The organism is Thermotoga petrophila RKU-1, from assembly GCF_000016785.1.
Classification (GTDB): domain Bacteria; phylum Thermotogota; class Thermotogae; order Thermotogales; family Thermotogaceae; genus Thermotoga; species Thermotoga petrophila.
In genome coordinates, this window is record NC_009486.1 from 1,525,228 (window position 1) to 1,543,201 (window position 17,974).

Here is a 17,974-nt window from a genome sequence, read left to right on the forward strand (position 1 = left end):
GAGGTGATCGATCTTGGCGCAGGTAAGAATAGACGGAGTGAAGAAATATTTCGGGAATGTGAAAGCCCTCGATGGAATCGACCTTGTTGTGAACGAAGGGGAGTTCCTGGTTCTTCTCGGTCCATCCGGCTGTGGAAAGACGACCCTTCTGAGGTGTATAGCGGGCCTCGAGCAGGTGACCGGGGGAAGGATCTTCTTCAACGATCGCGATGTGACGAACCTTCCTCCGAAGGACAGGAACATTTCGATGGTCTTCCAGAGCTACGCGGTGTGGCCCCACATGAAGGTGTACGACAACATCGCGTATCCTCTGAAACTGAAAAAAGTCCCGAAAGAGGAGATAGAAAAGAGGGTAAAGTGGGCAGCGGATCTCCTTCACATCTCCGAACTCCTCGACAGATATCCCGCGCAGCTCTCCGGAGGTCAGAGGCAGAGGGTTGCCGTTGCCCGCGCGATCGTTCACGAACCCGAAGTGCTCTTGATGGACGAGCCTCTTTCTAATCTGGACGCGCTTTTGAGGGTGAAGATGAGAAGCGAGCTGAAAAAGCTCCAGGAAAGAATAGGAGTCACCACCATCTATGTGACTCATGACCAGACAGAGGCCATGACGATGGGAGACAGAATCGCGGTGATGAACCAGGGGAGAATCCAGCAGGTTGGTACGCCCTCTGAGATCTATCACCACCCGGTGAACATCTTCGTTGCTGGTTTTGTGGGGTCTCCGCAGATGAACTTCTTAGAGATGGAAGTGAGATCGGAAGGAAATAGCGTTGTCCTCCAAAACGGTGAGATAAAGATTCCCGCGAAGACCGATCCAGGTGCAAAAAAGGTGATCCTTGGTATTCGACCGGAGAACGTCTATCTGGAGGAAAAGCCGAACACTTTGAAGCTGGAAGGAGAGGTTTATTTCGCCGAGAAACTCATGTCGGATACGATTCTCCATCTCAACGTTGGAAGTGAGAAGATCGTCGCAAAAATTCCAGGGGATGTGGATTTCAGAAGCGGTGAGAAGATCACGTTTTTCCTGGACGTTGAAAAGATCCATCTCTTTCACCCTGAGACGGGAGAGAGAATCTCATGAAAGTGAAGGTGGTTGTTCACAACCACTGGGACAGAGAGTGGTTCACCTCTTCTGAAGTGACCTCTAAATGGCTGAAAGAAGTTTTTTTCAGAGTGAAAGAGCTTGTTCAGAAGAATCCAGAATTCGTGTACGTTCTGGATGGCCAAACAGCTGCGGTTGAAGATCTCCTCGTTTACCATCCGGACCTCGAAGAAGATCTCAGAGAGCTTGTGAGATCTGGAAGACTCCTTGTTGGTCCGTATTATATCCAGATAGACTGGAGAATTCCGGGTGAAGCTTCCATTTTGAAAAACTTCGAGATAGGAGAAAAAGACACGAATCGTTTTGGACGACGCATGAACGCCGGATGGCTTCTCGACAGTTTCGGTCACATATCACAGGAACCTCAACTGCACAGAATCTTTGGAATAGAAAAGGTCTTTCTGTGGAGGGGAATTTCCTTCGAAAACGACGGGATCTCCCAGGAGTTTTTCTGGAAAGGAAGCGATGGAACGGCTGTCCAGGGTGTTTTCCTCGTGGGAGGATACAGGAACCTCTACAATTTGAAGGAAACGCGGGATATCGCGGAGAAGAGACTGAAACACGAAGTGGAAAAACTCGCAAAATTCTCGAGATCTGGAGAAATTCTTCTTCTCGACGGATACGATATAGATCTCTCTCCCGAGGATCCCAAAGATTATCTGAACGTTGAGATTGTCTCACCAGAAGAGTTTCCCGAGAGATTCCCTGAAGATGCCCCCACCCTCTCTGGAGAGCTCCTTTCTGGAAGGTACGCCTGCGTCTTTCCAGGGACACTCTCCACAAGAGCTTATCTGAAGCTTGAAAGTGATCTTGTAGAGAAGCTTTTGAAAATGAACGATCTTCTCTCTGTTTTGAACGGAGAGGAGTTAAGTGATCTTTTCTGGAGAGATTACCTGAAAACTCTCGCGCACGACAACAGCTGCGGTGTTTGTGCTGACCACGTCCACGAAAAAATGGAGAGAACGTACAGAAACGTGTATTTCCTTGTGAAATCTTCTGTTGAATCCAGGCTGAGGCACCTTGTAGAGCGTTCAGGTCTTGAGAAGGGAACCTACGCACTCTCTCTATCGCCCTTTTCCTACAACCATCACTTCTGCGATGGCGAGAGGACATTCCTGTTGAAAACAAACGGTGCAGGGCTGTTCAAAACAGAAGTTGCCGACGAGAAGAAAGAAGTGAAGGAACTCACCTGGGAAAACGAATACTACAGAGCCTATTTTGAAGGAGACGGCACACTTGTTCTGAATAACAGGAAAGCGGGTGTTTTGAAACTGTTCAAAGAAGATGGTGACGCTTACACCACCTCTGTTGAAGAAACTGATTTTTCGATTTCTCTGGAGAAGATGAGAACAGTTTTGCAAACGAAACACTCGATGGTGGTGGAACTGGAAAGAACGATACGTTCCTCGCAATGCCTGATCGAGACGAAAGAACGCGTGATCTTCGATGAAACCCCGCTCGTGAAGTGGCGTATCGCGTTGAAGATAAAGGGGAAAAACTACAAGCTTTCAATGGTTTATGAAACGGGAAGTGGCGAAATCTTCGCGAAGATGCCTTTTGACGTGGTGAAAAGGAAAGAAAAAGACTCCTACCTTCTTCCTGAAACACCTCCTGAGGAACTGAAGGAGATTTTGCTTGCAGCAAGAGAAACAGGTGAAGTGAGGGAATTTCCGTTTCAGGGGTTTGTGTCCGTCTGGAGTGAAGAAAGTTCAAAGACTATTCTCGCAAGAGGTCTTAGAGAGTACTGGATGGAAGAAGGAAAAGTACACGTCACTTTGAGCAGGTCCGTTGAGTGGATAGCAAAAGAGGTTAAAAACAGAGTTGGTGACGCGGGACCCATGATGTATGTTCCGGGGGCAAAGTGTGAAGGAGTTTTCACAGTGGATCTTGCGTTCATGGAACTGCCGGTTCATCCACGTAGCGAAGAGTTCTTCAGATGGTACCTTCTCTTCGATAATCCTCCTCTTCTTTTAGATGTTGAAGCTGACGGCACCGAAAAGGAGAAAACTTTCTTCTTCTCTTCTCTCCCCTGGGCCGGTGTGAAGGATCGGTATCACCTCTGGGTGTACAATCCGTACCTCGAAGAAATAGAAGGTCTGAGACCGCTTCAGATAGGTGAGAAATCGATAGAGTCTCTCTCAGAGAAACAATGCTTTGTTTCGAGACTGAACATTTTGAATTTCCCGGAGTTTCCCGTTGTTTCCGTGGAAAAGAACCCGGAAGGTGAAGTGATCGAATTTTTGAAAGAAACGCTCTCCAGCCTCGAAGATGAAATTACCGATCTTGAGGGAAAGGACGATCCTCGATCGAAGCATCGGCTCTTCTCTCTTCTGAGAACGAAAAAGGAAATAGAACTTTCCCTTCAGTATCTGATAGATGTCGAGAAAACAGCGAGAGAGCTGAACGAGCTTCGAATGAAGAGAAGAACCTACGACTACGTGGTGGAACTCTTTGAAAGCGAGGAGAGAGAATGAAAATAGCGCTCATTCACTACCGGGGAGGTCTCATGGATGGTGTCTCACTCGAGATGGAAAAGTGGAAGAAGGTTCTCACAAAGATGGGCCACGAAGTCCACATCGTTGCCGGAAACAAGAAAGAGGGAGTCGATCTCACTCTAAAGGAGATCGGTTTTGAAAATCCAGATTTTGAAAGGGTGAACAGGAACTTCTTCGGAGGAATAAAAGATTTCCTCAGTGAAAAAGAGTTTCTCGATTTCTTGAAAGAAAAAGAGGAAGAGCTCTTCCACATCCTGAACGAAGCCTTGAAAGATTACGATCTCATCGTTCCCAACAACATCTGGTCCCTTGGACTCTTTCCGTCCCTGGGCCTTGCCCTTTCGAGATTGGAAAAGAACTTCGTCGCGCATCACCACGATTTTTGGTGGGAGAGGAAACATCTGATTCCGGAAAACAGAAGATTCAGGGAGATCCTTGATAAACACTTCCCTCCAGATCTTCCAAACGTGAAACACGTTGTCATAAACACGATCGCTCAAAGGGAGCTTAAAAGACGCAGAAACATCGATTCTGTCGTGGTGCCAAACGTCATGGATTTCAGCTCTCCCATCACTTCTGAAGAGATGTACCACAGGGTGAGAGAAGAACTTCAGATAGCGCCTGGCACGATTGTGGCCCTCCAGGCAACCAGAATCGATAGAAGAAAAACGATCGAACTTTCGATAGATGTGGTGTCACTTCTGAAGGAAACACTGACATCGAAAAAAGAAGCTGATCTCTACAACGGAGAGAGATACAGCGGAGAAGTGATCCTTCTCTTTTCCGGTATCTGCGAAGACGAAGAGTATCTGAAAGAACTCAAAGAATACGCTTCTTCAAAAGGAGTATCGCTTCTTGTCCTGAGCGAGGAAGTGAGAAAAAACACCTCTTTGTTCTGGAAGCTCTACAACGCCGCCGATTTTGTCACGTATCCATCGATACTCGAGGGATGGGGGAATCAGCTTCTGGAAGCGATCGCAGCCAAAAAGCCCGTGGTGCTTTTCGAGTACGAAGTCTTCAAATCAGATATAAAAGCAGCCGGCCTGAAATACGTCAGTCTTGGAGATCGATGCTTCAGAGAGAACGACCTTGTAAAGGTGGACGAGAGGATTTTGAAAAAGGCCGTCGAGGAAATTTCTCGTCTCCTCTTCGATCCGTCTCTTTACAGGGAGACTGTCGAACACAACTTTGAAGTGGGAAAGAGGCACTTCAGTTTAGAGAGACTGGAAGACATACTGAGCAGGGAGGTATTACCATGAAAGTGGTTGTGGGGATACCGAGTTACAACAACGCCGAAACGATTTCTCACGTTGCGAGAACAGCGGCGCAGGGAATTGTAGATTTCTTCGATGGTGATGGTATGATCGTGAACTCCGATGGAGGATCGGCAGATGGGACAAGAGAGCGCTTCATGGAGACCGATACTTTCGGTCTTCCCAAAGAGAGCTTCGTTTATGAAGGCCTTCCCGGAAAGGGAAGCGCGATGAGAGCGATCATGGAGTTTGCTATGAAACAGGGTGCGGAAGCGGTTGTTTTTCTCGACTCTGATCTTCGAAGTGTCAAACCCTGGTGGATCGAAAGACTCGCAGGACCTATTTTGAAAGGAGAGGCAGATTACGTCACTCCCTTCTATCTGAGGCACAGGTTTGACGGTACGATCACGAACAACGTGTGTTTTCCAATAACGGCTGTTCTCTACGGTAAGAAGGTGCGACAACCCATCGGTGGGGATTTCGGTGTGGGAAGAAAGCTCCTCGAGATTTATCTGGAAAAACCAAAAGAGATCTGGAACACGGACGTTGCAAGATTCGGGATCGACATATGGATGACCACAACCGCTATAAACGAGTCTGGAAGGGTGGTTCAGGCAGCTCTCGGAGCGAAGGTGCACGACGTGAAAGACCCGGGAAAACATCTGAAGGGAATGTTCCTTCAGGTCGTGGGAACGCTCTTCGAACTTGTGATCACCTACGAAAACGCCTGGAAAGAAGTATGGAAGATAGAAGACGTTCCCATCTATGGTGAAACTCCTCAAGAGGAAGTTCCTCCTATGAGTATAGATATCGAAAACCTCAAAAAACTCGCAAGAGAAACTCTGGAAGAAGTGGAGTACATAGACCGCAGCATCCTGTCGGAAGTGAAAGAAAACGGTACACTGAGTCTCTCTTCCTGGATTGACACCCTCTACAGGAGCGCTGTTCAGTACAGGAAAACAAGGGATAAAAGAGTGGTGGAGAATCTTCTGCCGTTCTACTTCGCAAGAACCGTACGGTTCGCGGAAGAGGTAAAATCTCTATCGGATGAAGAAGCAGAAAAATACGTGTACGAACAGCTCGATGTGTTTCTGGAGAAGAAACGCTTGTTCAAGGAGGAATGGGAAGTTGAAAATAAAAGATAAGATCCTGAACGTTTACACACAGCTCAGTCCCGCAGAGCGCAGAGTAGCGGATTACGTACTCGAAAGACCGGACGACGTCATTCACTACTCGATCACAGAATTCGCAAAGATCGTGGGTGTGAGCGAGACCACGATTCACAGGATGATCAAAAAGCTCGATTTCGAGGGATACCAGGCCTTCAAGATCGCACTTGCAAGGGAACTCAGCGGGATCGAAGAAACCATAGAAAGAAGAGATTTCATAGACGAGGAGATAGACATCCTCAGAAGGCTCAAGGACACTCTCGATATGAAGAATGTGGAAAAGGCCGTGGAGTGGATACTCTCCGCCCATCGAATTCTCTTCTTCGGCGTGGGACTCTCGGGAGTGGTTTCTGAGTACGCGAGTCTGAAGTTCTCTCTTCTTGGTTTCCACACGTTCTTTTCCAACGATCCTCACGTTCAGGTGATAGAGGCCGTGAATCTGACCGGCGATGATCTTGTGATCTCGATCAGTCACACAGGAAACATCAGAGACACGGTGAAATCCACCCAGGTTGCGAAAGACATGGGAGCGAAGACGATCGCAATTACAACGAACAGACAGTCTGAGCTCGCCAGGGTGGCTCATCTGGTGCTTCAAAGCCCGCCTGTGAAATACGACACCTACGAATTCCTCAGAGAGAACATCGGAGAGATCGCCGTTGTGGATGTGCTCTTCAAAGAGACGTTTCAGAGAATATACCGGGAGAGAAAGAAGCACTTCGAGAACCTGGAGGGAGTGTTCAAACCGAAGAGATTCTGAGATTTTGAATTCTAATTGGAAATAATTCCTCACTTTAACAAATAAAGGGCCAAAACCACGAAAAATAAGACTTGATTTTACAGAAGTCCGAATGGTATATTTTTCTTGATGCCCCCGATAAATAAGTAAAGTTTACTAATTAACAGGAGGGATCGATATGCGTAGGTTTATGTTCATTTTATCGATCGTTGCTCTCTCTTTCGTTCTCTTTGCAGATGAGTTCGTGAGAGTGGAAAACGGAAAATTCGTCCTTAATGGAAAAGAATTCAGATTCATTGGGAGTAACAACTACTACATGCACTACAAGAGCAACAGAATGATAGACAGTGTTTTGGAGAGCGCCAGGGATATGGGAATAAAGGTGCTCAGAATCTGGGGTTTCCTCGACGGGGAGAGTTACTGCAGAGACAAGAACACCTACATGCATCCTGAGCCCGGTGTTTTCGGAGTGCCGGAAGGGATCTCAAACGCCCAGAATGGTTTCGAAAGACTCGACTACACGATAGCGAAAGCGAAAGAACTTGGCATAAAACTCATCATCGTTCTTGTGAACAACTGGGACGACTTTGGTGGGATGAACCAGTACGTGAGGTGGTTCGGAGGAACCCACCACGACGATTTCTACAGAGATGAAAGAATCAAAGAAGAGTACAAAAAGTACGTGTCTTTCCTCATAAACCATGTCAACGTCTACACGGGAGTTCCTTACAGGGAAGAGCCCACCATCATGGCCTGGGAGCTTGCAAACGAACTGCGCTGTGAGACGGACAAATCGGGGAACACGCTCGTTGAGTGGGTGAAGGAGATGAGCTCCTACATAAAGAGTCTGGATCCCAACCACCTCGTGGCTGTGGGGGACGAAGGATTCTTCAGCAACTACGAAGGATTCAAACCTTACGGTGGAGAAGCCGAGTGGGCCTACAACGGCTGGTCCGGTGTTGACTGGAAGAAGCTCCTTTCGATAGAGACGGTGGACTTCGGCACGTTCCACCTCTATCCGTCCCACTGGGGTGTCAGTCCAGAGAACTATGCCCAGTGGGGAGCGAAGTGGATAGAAGACCACATAAAGATCGCAAAAGAGATCGGAAAACCCGTTGTTCTGGAAGAATATGGAATTCCAAAGAGTGCGCCAGTTAACAGAACGGCCATCTACAGACTCTGGAACGATCTGGTCTACGATCTCGGTGGAGATGGAGCGATGTTCTGGATGCTCGCGGGAATCGGGGAAGGTTCGGACAGAGACGAGAGAGGGTACTATCCGGACTACGACGGTTTCAGAATAGTGAACGACGACAGTCCAGAAGCGGAACTGATAAGAGAATACGCGAAGCTGTTCAACACAGGTGAAGACATAAGAGAAGACACCTGCTCTTTCATCCTTCCAAAAGACGGCATGGAGATCAAAAAGACCGTGGAAGTGAGGGCTGGTGTTTTCGACTACAGCAACACGTTTGAAAAGTTGTCTGTCAAAGTCGAAGATCTGGTTTTTGAAAATGAGATAGAGCATCTCGGATACGGAATTTACGGCTTTGATCTCGACACAACCCGGATCCCGGATGGAGAACATGAAATGTTCCTTGAAGGCCACTTTCAGGGAAAAACGGTGAAAGACTCTATCAAAGCGAAAGTGGTGAACGAAGCGCGGTACGTGCTTGCAGGAAAGGTGGATTTCTCTTCCCCGGAGGAGGTGAAAAACTGGTGGAACAGCGGAACCTGGCAGGCAGAATTTGAGTCACCTGACATTGAATGGAACAGTGAGGTGGGAAATGGTGCGTTGCAGTTGAACGTGAAGCTGCCTGGAAAGAGCGACTGGGAAGAAGTGAGGGCAGCGAGGAAGTTCGAAAAGCTCTCCGAATGTGAGATCCTCGAGTATGACATCTACATTCCAGACGTCGAAGGGCTCAAAGGAAGGTTGAGACCGTACGCGGTTCTGAACCCCGGCTGGGTGAAGATAGGCCTCGATATGAACAACACAAGCGTGGAAAGTGCGGAGATCGTCACTTTCGGTGGAAAAGAGTACAGAAAATTCCACGTAAGGATTGAATTCGACAAGACAGCGGGGGTGAACGAGCTTCACATAGGAATTGTCGGTGATCATCTGAAGTACAATGGACCGATTTTCATCGATAATGTAAAACTCTACACAAAGGAGGCTGAATAACGTTGAAGGTTATGGGCGAAAGGATCCCAAACATTCCTTGGGAAGACAGGCCGGAAGGTTACACAGGTCCCGTGTGGAGATACAGCAAAAACCCGATAATTGGAAGAAATCCGGTTCCGAAGGGAGCGAGAGTTTTCAACTCTGCTGTTGTACCTTACAATGGAGAGTTCGTGGGAGTGTTCAGGATCGATCACAAGAACACAAGGCCTTTTCTTCACTTTGGAAGAAGCGAAGACGGAATTCACTGGGAAATAGAGCCAGAAGAGATACAGTGGGTGGATCTGAATGGGAATCCATTCCAGCCAAGTTACGCCTACGATCCGAGAGTGGTGAAGATAGAAGATACCTACTACATAACCTTCTGCACGGACGACCACGGCCCCACGATTGGAGTTGGGATGACGAAAGATTTCAAGACGTTCGTTCGACTTCCGAACGCTTACGTCCCGTTCAACAGAAACGGAGTTCTCTTCCCAAGGAAGATAAAAGGAAAATACGTGATGCTCAACAGACCGAGTGACAACGGTCACACCCCGTTTGGAGACATATTCCTCAGCGAAAGCCCCGATATGATACACTGGGGTAACCACCGGTTCGTCATGGGAAGAAGCGGTTACAACTGGTGGGAGAATCTGAAAATAGGAGCGGGACCGTATCCAATAGAAACCAGCGAAGGATGGCTGCTCATATACCACGGTGTGACACTCACCTGCAACGGCTACGTGTACAGTTTTGGAGCAGCTCTCCTCGATCTCGATGATCCCAGCAAGGTTCTCTACAGGTCGAGGTACTATCTTCTGACGCCGGAAGAAGAGTACGAAACGGTGGGCTTCGTTCCAAACGTTGTCTTTCCGTGTGCAGCGCTCTGCGATGCCGACACAGGAAGAGTTGCGATATACTACGGTGCGGCAGACACCCACGTGGCCCTTGCATTTGGATACATCGACGAGATCGTGGATTTTGTGAAAAGAAACTCCATGTGAAGGAAGTGAGAACTTGCCGAAATCAGTGAGAACAGAAAACATATCGAAGATTTTGAAACGAATAATGAAATCACCCGTGTCGCGTGTGGAACTCGCGGAGGAACTCGGTCTAACCAAAACCACCGTTGGTGAGATCGCAAAGATCTTCCTGGAGAAGGAGATCGTCGTTGAAGAGAAAGATTCTCCAAAGGGAGTGGGAAGACCCACAAAATCTTTGAAAATCTCGTCGAATTGCGCTCATGTTCTCGGTATAGAGGTGACAAGGGACGAAATAGCTGCCTGTCTCATAGATGCTGGTATGAACATTCTCGCACACGAAGCACATCCTCTTCCATCTCAGAGCGATAGAGAGGAAACGTTGAATGTCATGTACAGAATTATAGACCGCGCAAGGGATATGATGGAAAAACTCGGTAGAAAGCTTTCAGCGATGACGGTAGCAGCGCCTGGACCGATAGATACTGAAAGAGGCATCATCATAGATCCGAGAAACTTTCCACTTTCACAGATTCCTCTGGCGAACCTTTTGAAAGAGAAGTACGGCATCGAGGTCTGGGTGGAGAACGACGCGGACATGGGAGCCGTGGGAGAAAAGTGGTACACAAAGCGGGATGACTCTTTCGCCTGGATCCTGACAGGAAAAGGAATAGGAGCCGGCATCATCATCGATGGAGAACTCTACCGGGGAGAAAACGGATACGCTGGGGAGATCGGATACACCAGGGTTTTCAATGGGAACGAATACGTCTTTCTGGAAGATGTGTGCAACGAAGATGTTGTTCTGGAACACGTTCGTTCTATGGGATTCAGCTCTCTGGCTGAAGCAAGAGATTCTGGTGATGTTCGCGTGAAAGAGTACTTTGATGACATAGCGAGGTATTTCAGTATAGGTCTTTTGAATTTGATACATCTTTTTGGGATATCGAAGATCGTCATAGGAGGGTTTTTCAAAGAACTTGGTGAGAATTTTCTGAAAAAGATCAAAATCGAAGTGGAAACACACCTTCTTTACAAACACAGTGTGGACATGAGTTTTTCGAAAGTGCAGGAACCGGTGATCGCCTTTGGAGCAGCCGTACACGCACTGGAAAATTATCTCGAGAGAGTAACAACGAGTTAAAGAAAAGTTGTTGCAAATAATCAGAAATAAATCTTGATAATCCCGGGAGACTGGATTTGGAATGTAAACATTTTCACTGTACATTTACACGTGGAGATAGCGATCTCATACTCTTTTAAGGGGGTGTTCTTATGAAAAGGTTTTTAGTCGTTCTCGTTCTGGTCCTGGCACTGGTTTCGGTTTTCGGACGGACTTTTGAGAGAAACAAAACGCTCTACTGGGGTGGAGCGCTGTGGTCTCCTCCATCCAACTGGAACCCGTTCACACCATGGAACGCGGTTGCGGGAACCATCGGTCTTGTCTATGAACCTTTGTTCCTCTACGATCCCCTGAACGACAAGTTTGAACCGTGGCTTGCAGAAAAAGGAGAATGGGTCAGCAACAACGAGTACGTACTCACGCTCAGAAAGGGTCTCAGATGGCAGGATGGAGTTCCTCTCACGGCAGACGATGTGGTTTTCACCTTCGAAATCGCCAAGAAGTACACTGGTATCAGCTACAGTCCTGTGTGGAACTGGCTCGACAGGATCGAAAGGATCGACGAACGAACGCTGAAGTTTGTCTTCTCCGACCCGAGGTACCAGGAATGGAAACAGATGCTCATCAACACACCGATCGTACCAAAACACATCTGGGAAAACAAAACAGAGGAAGAAGTCCTTCAGGCGGCTAACGAAAATCCAGTTGGATCCGGTCCGTACTACGTCGAGAGCTGGGCAGACGACAGATGTGTATTCAAGAAGAACGAGAACTGGTGGGGCATCAGAGAACTCGGTTACGATCCCAAACCTGAAAGGATCGTGGAACTGAGAGTGCTCAGCAACAATGTCGCAGTAGGAATGCTCATGAAAGGAGAACTCGACTGGAGCAACTTCTTCCTGCCGGGTGTTCCGGTTTTGAAGAAAGCATACGGAATCGTCACCTGGTATGAAAACGCTCCTTACATGCTCCCGGCCAACACCGCAGGAATCTACATCAACGTGAACAAGTATCCTCTCAGCATACCTGAATTCAGAAGAGCAATGGCTTACGCTATCAATCCCGAAAAGATCGTCACCAGGGCTTACGAGAACATGGTGACGGCTGCCAATCCCGCTGGAATCCTGCCCCTTCCCGGTTACATGAAGTACTATCCGAAAGAAGTCGTTGATAAGTACGGATTCAAGTACGATCCGGAGATGGCAAAGAAGATCCTCGACGAGCTTGGATTCAAAGATGTGAACAAGGATGGGTTCAGAGAAGATCCGAACGGAAAGCCGTTCAAGCTCACGATTGAGTGTCCGTACGGATGGACCGACTGGATGGTTTCTATCCAGTCTATTGCAGAAGATCTCGTGAAAGTCGGAATCAACGTCGAACCCAAGTACCCCGACTACTCCAAATACGCAGACGACCTCTACGGTGGAAAGTTTGATCTCATACTCAACAACTTTACAACCGGTGTTTCCGCTACCATCTGGTCCTACTTCAACGGTGTGTTCTATCCAGATGCAGTAGAATCCGAGTACTCCTACTCCGGAAACTTTGGAAAGTACGCCAATCCTGAAGTTGAGACTCTTCTCGACGAACTCAACAGAAGCAATGATGATGCTAAAATTAAAGAAGTAGTAGCCAAGCTTTCAGAGATACTGCTCAAGGATCTGCCGTTCATTCCTCTGTGGTACAACGGTGCATGGTTCCAGGCCTCTGAAGCTGTGTGGACCAACTGGCCAACGGAGAAGAATCCGTACGCTGTCCCGATAGGCTGGAACGGCTGGTGGCAGTTCACAGGAATCAAGACACTCTTCGGTATTGAAGCAAAGTAAAATGATGACCCCGCCCCGAGGGGCGGGGTTTTAAAAAAAGAAGGAGGTAGGAGTCTTGAGAAAGTATCTTACAAAGAAGATCCTGATCTACATTCTGACCTTCTTTTTTGCCGTCACAATTGACTGGGCTATTCCTCGATTTATGCCAGGAAACCCTATAAATTTTCTGATCTCAAGGTTCGCCGGACTTCCAGAATCTGTCAAGGTTCTTCAAAGCTACTTCACTCAGGCTTTTGGTCTCGACAAACCCCTCTGGGAGCAGTACATCAATTTCTGGAAAGCGCTTTTCAGAGGTGACCTTGGTATAAGCATCTACATGTATCCTCAACCAGTTGCAAAAGTGATAGCTCGTGCCTTGCCTTACTCGCTGATAGTGCTTCTTCCAGCCGTTCTTCTGAGTTTTGCGATAGGAAACAGATTTGGAGCTTTCGTTGCAAGGAAAAAGAGACTCGATAACTTTGCACTGCCTGTTTTTTACACTCTGACAGCATCTCCCTACTTCTGGTTTGGTATTCTTCTTGCCTGGATATTCGGTGTGGTTATACCTCTGTTTCCCCTCGCAGGTGCTTACAGCTTTGGAATAACACCTTCATTCTCCTGGGATTTCATACTCGATTTTCTGCACCACTGGGTACTTCCATTTGGTTCTCTGTTTCTTGTGATGCTCGGGGGCTGGGCAATAGGTATGAGGAACATGATCATCTACGAACTGGAAGCGAACTATTCCAGATATCTCGAGGCGCTCGGATCGTCTCAGAGACTCATAAGGAAATACGCTTACAGAAACGCCATCCTCCCGCAGATCACCGGTCTTGCCATCCAGCTCGGAACGGTGGTTGCAGGTGCTCTCACAACGGAAATCGTCTTCTCCTACCCCGGTATAGGATACATCCTCATGCAGGGAATTTTGAACCAGGATTATTTCCTGATTCAGGGGTGCTTTTTGTTCATCATCCTTGGAGTGCTTCTTGCCAATTTCCTCGTTGATATCTTCTACGTTATCATAGATCCCAGAATCAGAAAATCCTATTCGGGAGAGGTTTGATAGCCATGACGAGAAAAGAATTCGTCCATTTCTTCTTGAAAAATAAAAAGGTCATTTTTGCCATATGTGTGTACGCCGGGTTGATCATCCTGGCTCTGGTAGGACCTTATCTTTCACCTTATAAGGATCCCCTTGCTTTTGTGGGACCTGGATATCAACCTCCGAGCAAAGAGCACTGGCTCGGGACCAACACCTTCGGCCAGGACATTTTCACACAGCTCGTCTACGGTCTCAGAAGCTCCTTGTTCGTGGGAGTCCTTGGAGGAACTCTGGCGACGGTTATTGGGCTTCTCATTGGTTTTGTTGCAGGATACAAAGGTGGATGGTTCGACGAACTTCTGATGATGTTCACCAATATACTCATGGTGATACCAACACTTGCGCTCCTCATCATCATAGCGGCGTACCTTCCTTACAGAGGAGTGTTCATCGAGAGTATCATGATCGGTCTCACCGCCTGGCCCTGGACCGCGAGGGCTGTCAGGGCACAGACTCTCTCCTTGAAAACAAGAGAGTTCGTAGATCTTGCAAGAATCACCGCGAGGAAACCTATGAAAATAATTTTCGGTGAGATCATGCCCAACATGATGTCCTACGTTTTCATGGTGTTCATTCTCCAGTTCGGCGGTGCCATTCTTGCAGCTACGGGGCTCGACTTCATCGGTCTTGGTCCGACAAGGGGTATCTCCCTCGGAATCATGATGCAGCAGGCCACTCTCTGGAACGCTATACAGCTTGGCATGTGGTGGTGGGCGATCACTCCCGGTGCGGTGATCACTCTGATGGTTGCAACTCTTTACGTTATGAATGCTGGCCTTGATGAAGTCTTCAATCCTAAGCTCAGGGAGATGTGATAGGCGTGGCTGAAGTGGTACTGGATGTCAGAGATCTGAGAATTTATTACAGAACCCTCTACGGCTACGTGAAGGCCGTTGATGGGGTGAGTTTCGATATAAAAAGAGGTGAAATCCTTGGAATTGCGGGTGAATCTGGCTGTGGAAAGTCCACTCTTGGAAACGGCTTGATCCTTTTGAAACCTCCCATGAAGTACATGGGAGGAGAAGCGATCCTCGATGGAAAGAACATCATGGCACTATCTCCAAAAGAGCTCAGGAAAGTGAGGTACGAAAAGATCTCCATCATACCACAGTATGCCATGGACGCTATGAACCCGACGAAAAAGATAAAACAGATCATAGACGACCTTCTGCACGAACACGGAGAAAGTTTTGAAAGAAAAAAAGATGTTATCGAGGAAAGGCTCGAGATCGTCAACCTTGGAAAGAAAGTTCTAAACATGTATCCGATCGAACTCTCTGGAGGAATGAAGCAGAGAATGGTGATGGTGATCTCTACATTGATGAATCCCGATGTCCTCATAGCCGATGAGATCACATCAGCCCTGGATGTGAGTTCTCAAAGATCGGTTATACAGATGCTTTATGAGATGAGAGAAAAGGAAATCATGGGATCACTCGCGTTCATAACACACGATCTCTCGGTCCTTTATCAGATCGCAGACAAGGTGATGGTGCTCTACGCGGGAAGAGTGGCGGAAATCTCTCCAATGGAAGACATCATCCAAGAACCCCTTCACCCTTACACCAAGATGCTTCTTTCTTCACTTCCGAAGATAGGTGTCAGATATTCCCAGACGAAGCTCAAGGGAATCCCGGGATATCCACCCAGTCTTCTCAACATAGGACCGGGATGTAGATTCAGAGACAGGTGTCCTTACGCGTTCGAGAAGTGTGAACAGGATCCACCAGTGTTCGACGTTGATGGGAGAAAGGTCTCATGCTGGCTTTTCGAAAGAGGTGATGCAAATTGAGTCTTCTGAAGGTTCAAAATTTGACGAAGGAATTCCCTCTTGGTTTCTTCGGTAAGGAAAGACTCAAAGCGGTTGATGACGTTTCTTTTGAAATAGAGCGATCCAGGATCGTATCTCTCATAGGAGAGAGTGGAAGCGGAAAGACCACCGTGGGTAAGCTCATCCTGAAACTCATAAGACCTTCATCTGGTCAGATACTGTTCAACGGAAGAGACATAACTCAAATAAAAGGAAGAGAACTCAGAGAATACTACAGAAAAGTACAGGGAGTCTTTCAGGATCCGTTCTCATCTTTCAACCCCATATACAAAATAGACAGGGTTCTGGACATGGTGTTTGAGGAATTCTTCCCGGGCACCCCCGCTTCTGAAAGAAGAACCAAGATGGAAGAAGTGATCGCTTCGGTTGGAATGAACCCACGTGAAATCTTAGGAAAATACCCGCATCAGCTCAGTGGAGGACAGCTTCAGAGAATACTCATCGCGAGAACGCTCCTTCTCAACGTGGAACTTCTGATAGCCGATGAGATCATCAGCATGCTCGACGCTTCAACGAGGGTGGACATATTGAATCTTCTCGGTGATCTGCGTGAGAGAGGAATGTCCGTTATCTTTATCACACACGACCTTTCACTTGGATATTACATCAGCGACGAGACTTTCATCATGTACAGGGGTAACATAGTGGAGATGGGAGACACCGAGAAGGTTTTTCACAACCCGATTCATCCTTATACTAAGATGCTCCTCGAATCCGTTCCGGAGATAGACAGAAAGTGGGATCTCAGCAAGAGATTCATCCTGGAACTCGTCTCTTCGTCTAACGCACCGTGCAAGTACTACGACAGGTGTCCTATAAGGGATGAAAGGTGTCTTGTTCAAAAGCCGGAGATGGTAGAGGTAGAGAAGAACCATAAAGTACTCTGTCTGAAGGCAGGGGATTGAAGTGCCCTCTATCAAAGATGTAGCAAGGCTCGCTGGTGTTTCTATAGCAACTGTTTCGCGCGTGATAAATGGTTATGATAACGTCTCGGAAGAGACGAGAAAGAGAGTAATCGACGCCATCAGAAAGCTCAACTATCACCCTGTGTACGCTGTGAAGGGGGCTGTTTTAAAGAGAACTATAGGAGTTCTCGTCCCCAACTTTGGGGGCTTTCACTACAACGAGATATTGACGGGCATAGAAAAAGAAGCGATAAAGAGAGACTTCACCCTCATGATTTCAACAACACTTCACAGGACCTCTGTGGAGCTGGAAAGACTGGAGGTTTTCTTTGCGAAAAGAGTGGATGGTATCATAGTCTGCTCGTCGAAGAAGGACGAGGAACAACTCGAAAGATTGATAAAGAGTGCCATTCCAGTTGTTGTGGTGGACAGGGAAGAACCGGAGATCAGGCTCGACAACGTTGGCATCGACAACTACGCCGCTGGAAGGATGTGTGCGAAGTACCTTCTGGAAAAGGGGCACAGAAAGGTTCTCCTTTTGAAGGGTAGAAAAGACATTTATTCTTTTTCCGACAGAGAAAGAGGTTTCATAGATTACAGCACAAGACACGGAATAGATGTGAAAGTCACACCATGCGGTTATTTCGCTGAACACGGCTACCACGCGGTGGAAAGGTACCTGAAAAAACACGGCAGGGATTTCACTGCGATCTTTGCAATAAACGATCTTTCGGCCTTCGGTGCGCTCAAAGCACTTCACGATCTTGGTGTATCTGTTCCAGATGAAGTTTCTGTCATGGGATTCGACGACGATCCCATATCGAGCTATACCATTCCTCCACTCACCACGGTGAGACAACCGAGGGAAGAGATGGGAAGAGTGGCCTTTGAGATTCTTTACGAGAGACTTTCCGGGAAGAAAGGGGTTGCGAGAAGAGTCGTTCTACCTGTTGAGATCATCGAAAGAGAATCCGTGAAACAACTATAAAAGCCCCTCCGAAGAGGGGCTTTTTCATCTTTCCTTTCTCAGGTACATGTCTATTCATTTTGCTGCGGTATATCCATCTGCAATACCGGGAATGATATCCGGACCGTGGACGATGTCTCCTTCTGTGAACAACCATTCCACAGGGATCTGGTTGTACTCGTTTGTTTTGATCCTTCCCCTGACGAATTCGAATTTGCTCCGTATTTCTTCGGGCGAGTAAGAATAATCCGGTCTTCCTTCGGATTTATAGCGTCCCTCTTTTCAAGATCCTCTTCATTATGTAAATCAAACACAGAAATATTCATTTTTTTGCTGTAA

At 47.5% G+C, this 17,974-nt stretch carries 14 protein-coding genes; all 14 read left to right on the top strand.

The genetic code is table 11. The features are described from left to right. Positions 1–13 precede the first annotated feature (13 nt). The 14 genes from TPET_RS07865 to TPET_RS07930 all read left to right on the top strand — a co-directional run bounded on the left by TPET_RS07865 (position 14) and on the right by TPET_RS07930 (position 17,656). Positions 14–1,081, top strand: a complete 1,068-nt coding sequence (locus TPET_RS07865) for an ABC transporter ATP-binding protein (RefSeq protein WP_011943961.1) — start codon at positions 14–16, stop codon at positions 1,079–1,081. Further along, positions 1,078–3,576 carry a glycoside hydrolase family 38 N-terminal domain-containing protein gene (locus TPET_RS07870; protein ID WP_011943962.1) on the top strand — a complete coding sequence of 833 codons (2,499 nt, stop codon included), beginning with the start codon at positions 1,078–1,080 and terminating at the stop codon, positions 3,574–3,576. Before TPET_RS07865 ends, TPET_RS07870 begins: the two co-directional genes overlap by 4 nt. Continuing rightward, positions 3,573–4,856 (top strand): mannosylglucosylglycerate synthase, encoded by a 1,284-nt coding sequence (gene mggS / locus TPET_RS07875; RefSeq protein WP_011943963.1) that lies wholly within the window; start codon positions 3,573–3,575, stop codon positions 4,854–4,856. The genes TPET_RS07870 and mggS overlap by 4 nt, the downstream gene beginning before the upstream one ends. Continuing rightward, positions 4,853–5,995: a glycosyltransferase family 2 protein gene (locus tag TPET_RS07880; RefSeq protein WP_011943964.1), complete on the top strand. Its 1,143-nt coding sequence runs from the start codon at positions 4,853–4,855 to the stop codon at positions 5,993–5,995. Before mggS ends, TPET_RS07880 begins: the two co-directional genes overlap by 4 nt. Continuing rightward, positions 5,979–6,779, top strand: coding sequence for a MurR/RpiR family transcriptional regulator (locus TPET_RS07885; RefSeq protein WP_011943965.1), 801 nt, complete (start codon positions 5,979–5,981; stop codon positions 6,777–6,779). Before TPET_RS07880 ends, TPET_RS07885 begins: the two co-directional genes overlap by 17 nt. Before the next feature lie 157 nt (positions 6,780–6,936). Continuing rightward, entirely contained in the window at positions 6,937–8,940 is a 2,004-nt protein-coding gene (locus TPET_RS07890; RefSeq protein ID WP_011943966.1) for a glycoside hydrolase 5 family protein, read from the top strand. Positions 8,941–8,942: 2 nt separating this feature from the next. Then, positions 8,943–9,923: a glycoside hydrolase family 130 protein gene (locus tag TPET_RS07895; RefSeq protein ID WP_011943967.1), complete on the top strand. Its 981-nt coding sequence runs from the start codon at positions 8,943–8,945 to the stop codon at positions 9,921–9,923. 13 nt (positions 9,924–9,936) lie between these two features. Next, complete coding sequence (locus TPET_RS07900) at positions 9,937–11,043, top strand: ROK family transcriptional regulator (protein WP_011943968.1); 1,107 nt, start codon at positions 9,937–9,939, stop codon at positions 11,041–11,043. 131 nt (positions 11,044–11,174) lie between these two features. Then, entirely contained in the window at positions 11,175–12,848 is a 1,674-nt protein-coding gene (locus TPET_RS07905; protein WP_011943969.1) for an ABC transporter substrate-binding protein, read from the top strand. Between the two features lie 55 nt (positions 12,849–12,903). After that, positions 12,904–13,893 carry an ABC transporter permease gene (locus TPET_RS07910; RefSeq protein WP_004080068.1) on the top strand — a complete coding sequence of 330 codons (990 nt, stop codon included), beginning with the start codon at positions 12,904–12,906 and terminating at the stop codon, positions 13,891–13,893. A gap of 5 nt (positions 13,894–13,898) precedes the next feature. Next, positions 13,899–14,747 carry an ABC transporter permease gene (locus TPET_RS07915; protein ID WP_048810888.1) on the top strand — a complete coding sequence of 283 codons (849 nt, stop codon included), beginning with the start codon at positions 13,899–13,901 and terminating at the stop codon, positions 14,745–14,747. Continuing rightward, complete coding sequence (locus TPET_RS07920) at positions 14,744–15,724, top strand: ABC transporter ATP-binding protein (protein ID WP_004080073.1); 981 nt, start codon at positions 14,744–14,746, stop codon at positions 15,722–15,724. The genes TPET_RS07915 and TPET_RS07920 overlap by 4 nt, the downstream gene beginning before the upstream one ends. Next, positions 15,721–16,668, top strand: a complete 948-nt coding sequence (locus TPET_RS07925) for an ABC transporter ATP-binding protein (RefSeq protein WP_011943971.1) — start codon at positions 15,721–15,723, stop codon at positions 16,666–16,668. Before TPET_RS07920 ends, TPET_RS07925 begins: the two co-directional genes overlap by 4 nt. A gap of 1 nt (position 16,669) precedes the next feature. Then, a complete protein-coding gene (locus TPET_RS07930; protein ID WP_011943972.1) occupies positions 16,670–17,656 on the top strand; it encodes a LacI family DNA-binding transcriptional regulator in 987 nt (328 codons plus the stop codon). The last annotated feature ends 318 nt before the right edge of the window (positions 17,657–17,974 follow it).

What these genes read in the sequence shown, in the direction of transcription:
- TPET_RS07870 (WP_011943962.1), top strand. Translation starts at nt 1,078, where the DNA reads ATGAAAGTGAAGGTGGTTGTTCACAACCACTGGGACAGAGAGTGGTTC.
- mggS (WP_011943963.1), top strand. Translation starts at nt 3,573, where the DNA reads ATGAAAATAGCGCTCATTCACTACCGGGGAGGTCTCATGGATGGTGTC.
- TPET_RS07880 (WP_011943964.1), top strand. Translation starts at nt 4,853, where the DNA reads ATGAAAGTGGTTGTGGGGATACCGAGTTACAACAACGCCGAAACGATT.
- TPET_RS07890 (WP_011943966.1), top strand. Translation starts at nt 6,937, where the DNA reads ATGCGTAGGTTTATGTTCATTTTATCGATCGTTGCTCTCTCTTTCGTT.
- TPET_RS07905 (WP_011943969.1), top strand. Translation starts at nt 11,175, where the DNA reads ATGAAAAGGTTTTTAGTCGTTCTCGTTCTGGTCCTGGCACTGGTTTCG.
- TPET_RS07915 (WP_048810888.1), top strand. Translation starts at nt 13,899, where the DNA reads ATGACGAGAAAAGAATTCGTCCATTTCTTCTTGAAAAATAAAAAGGTC.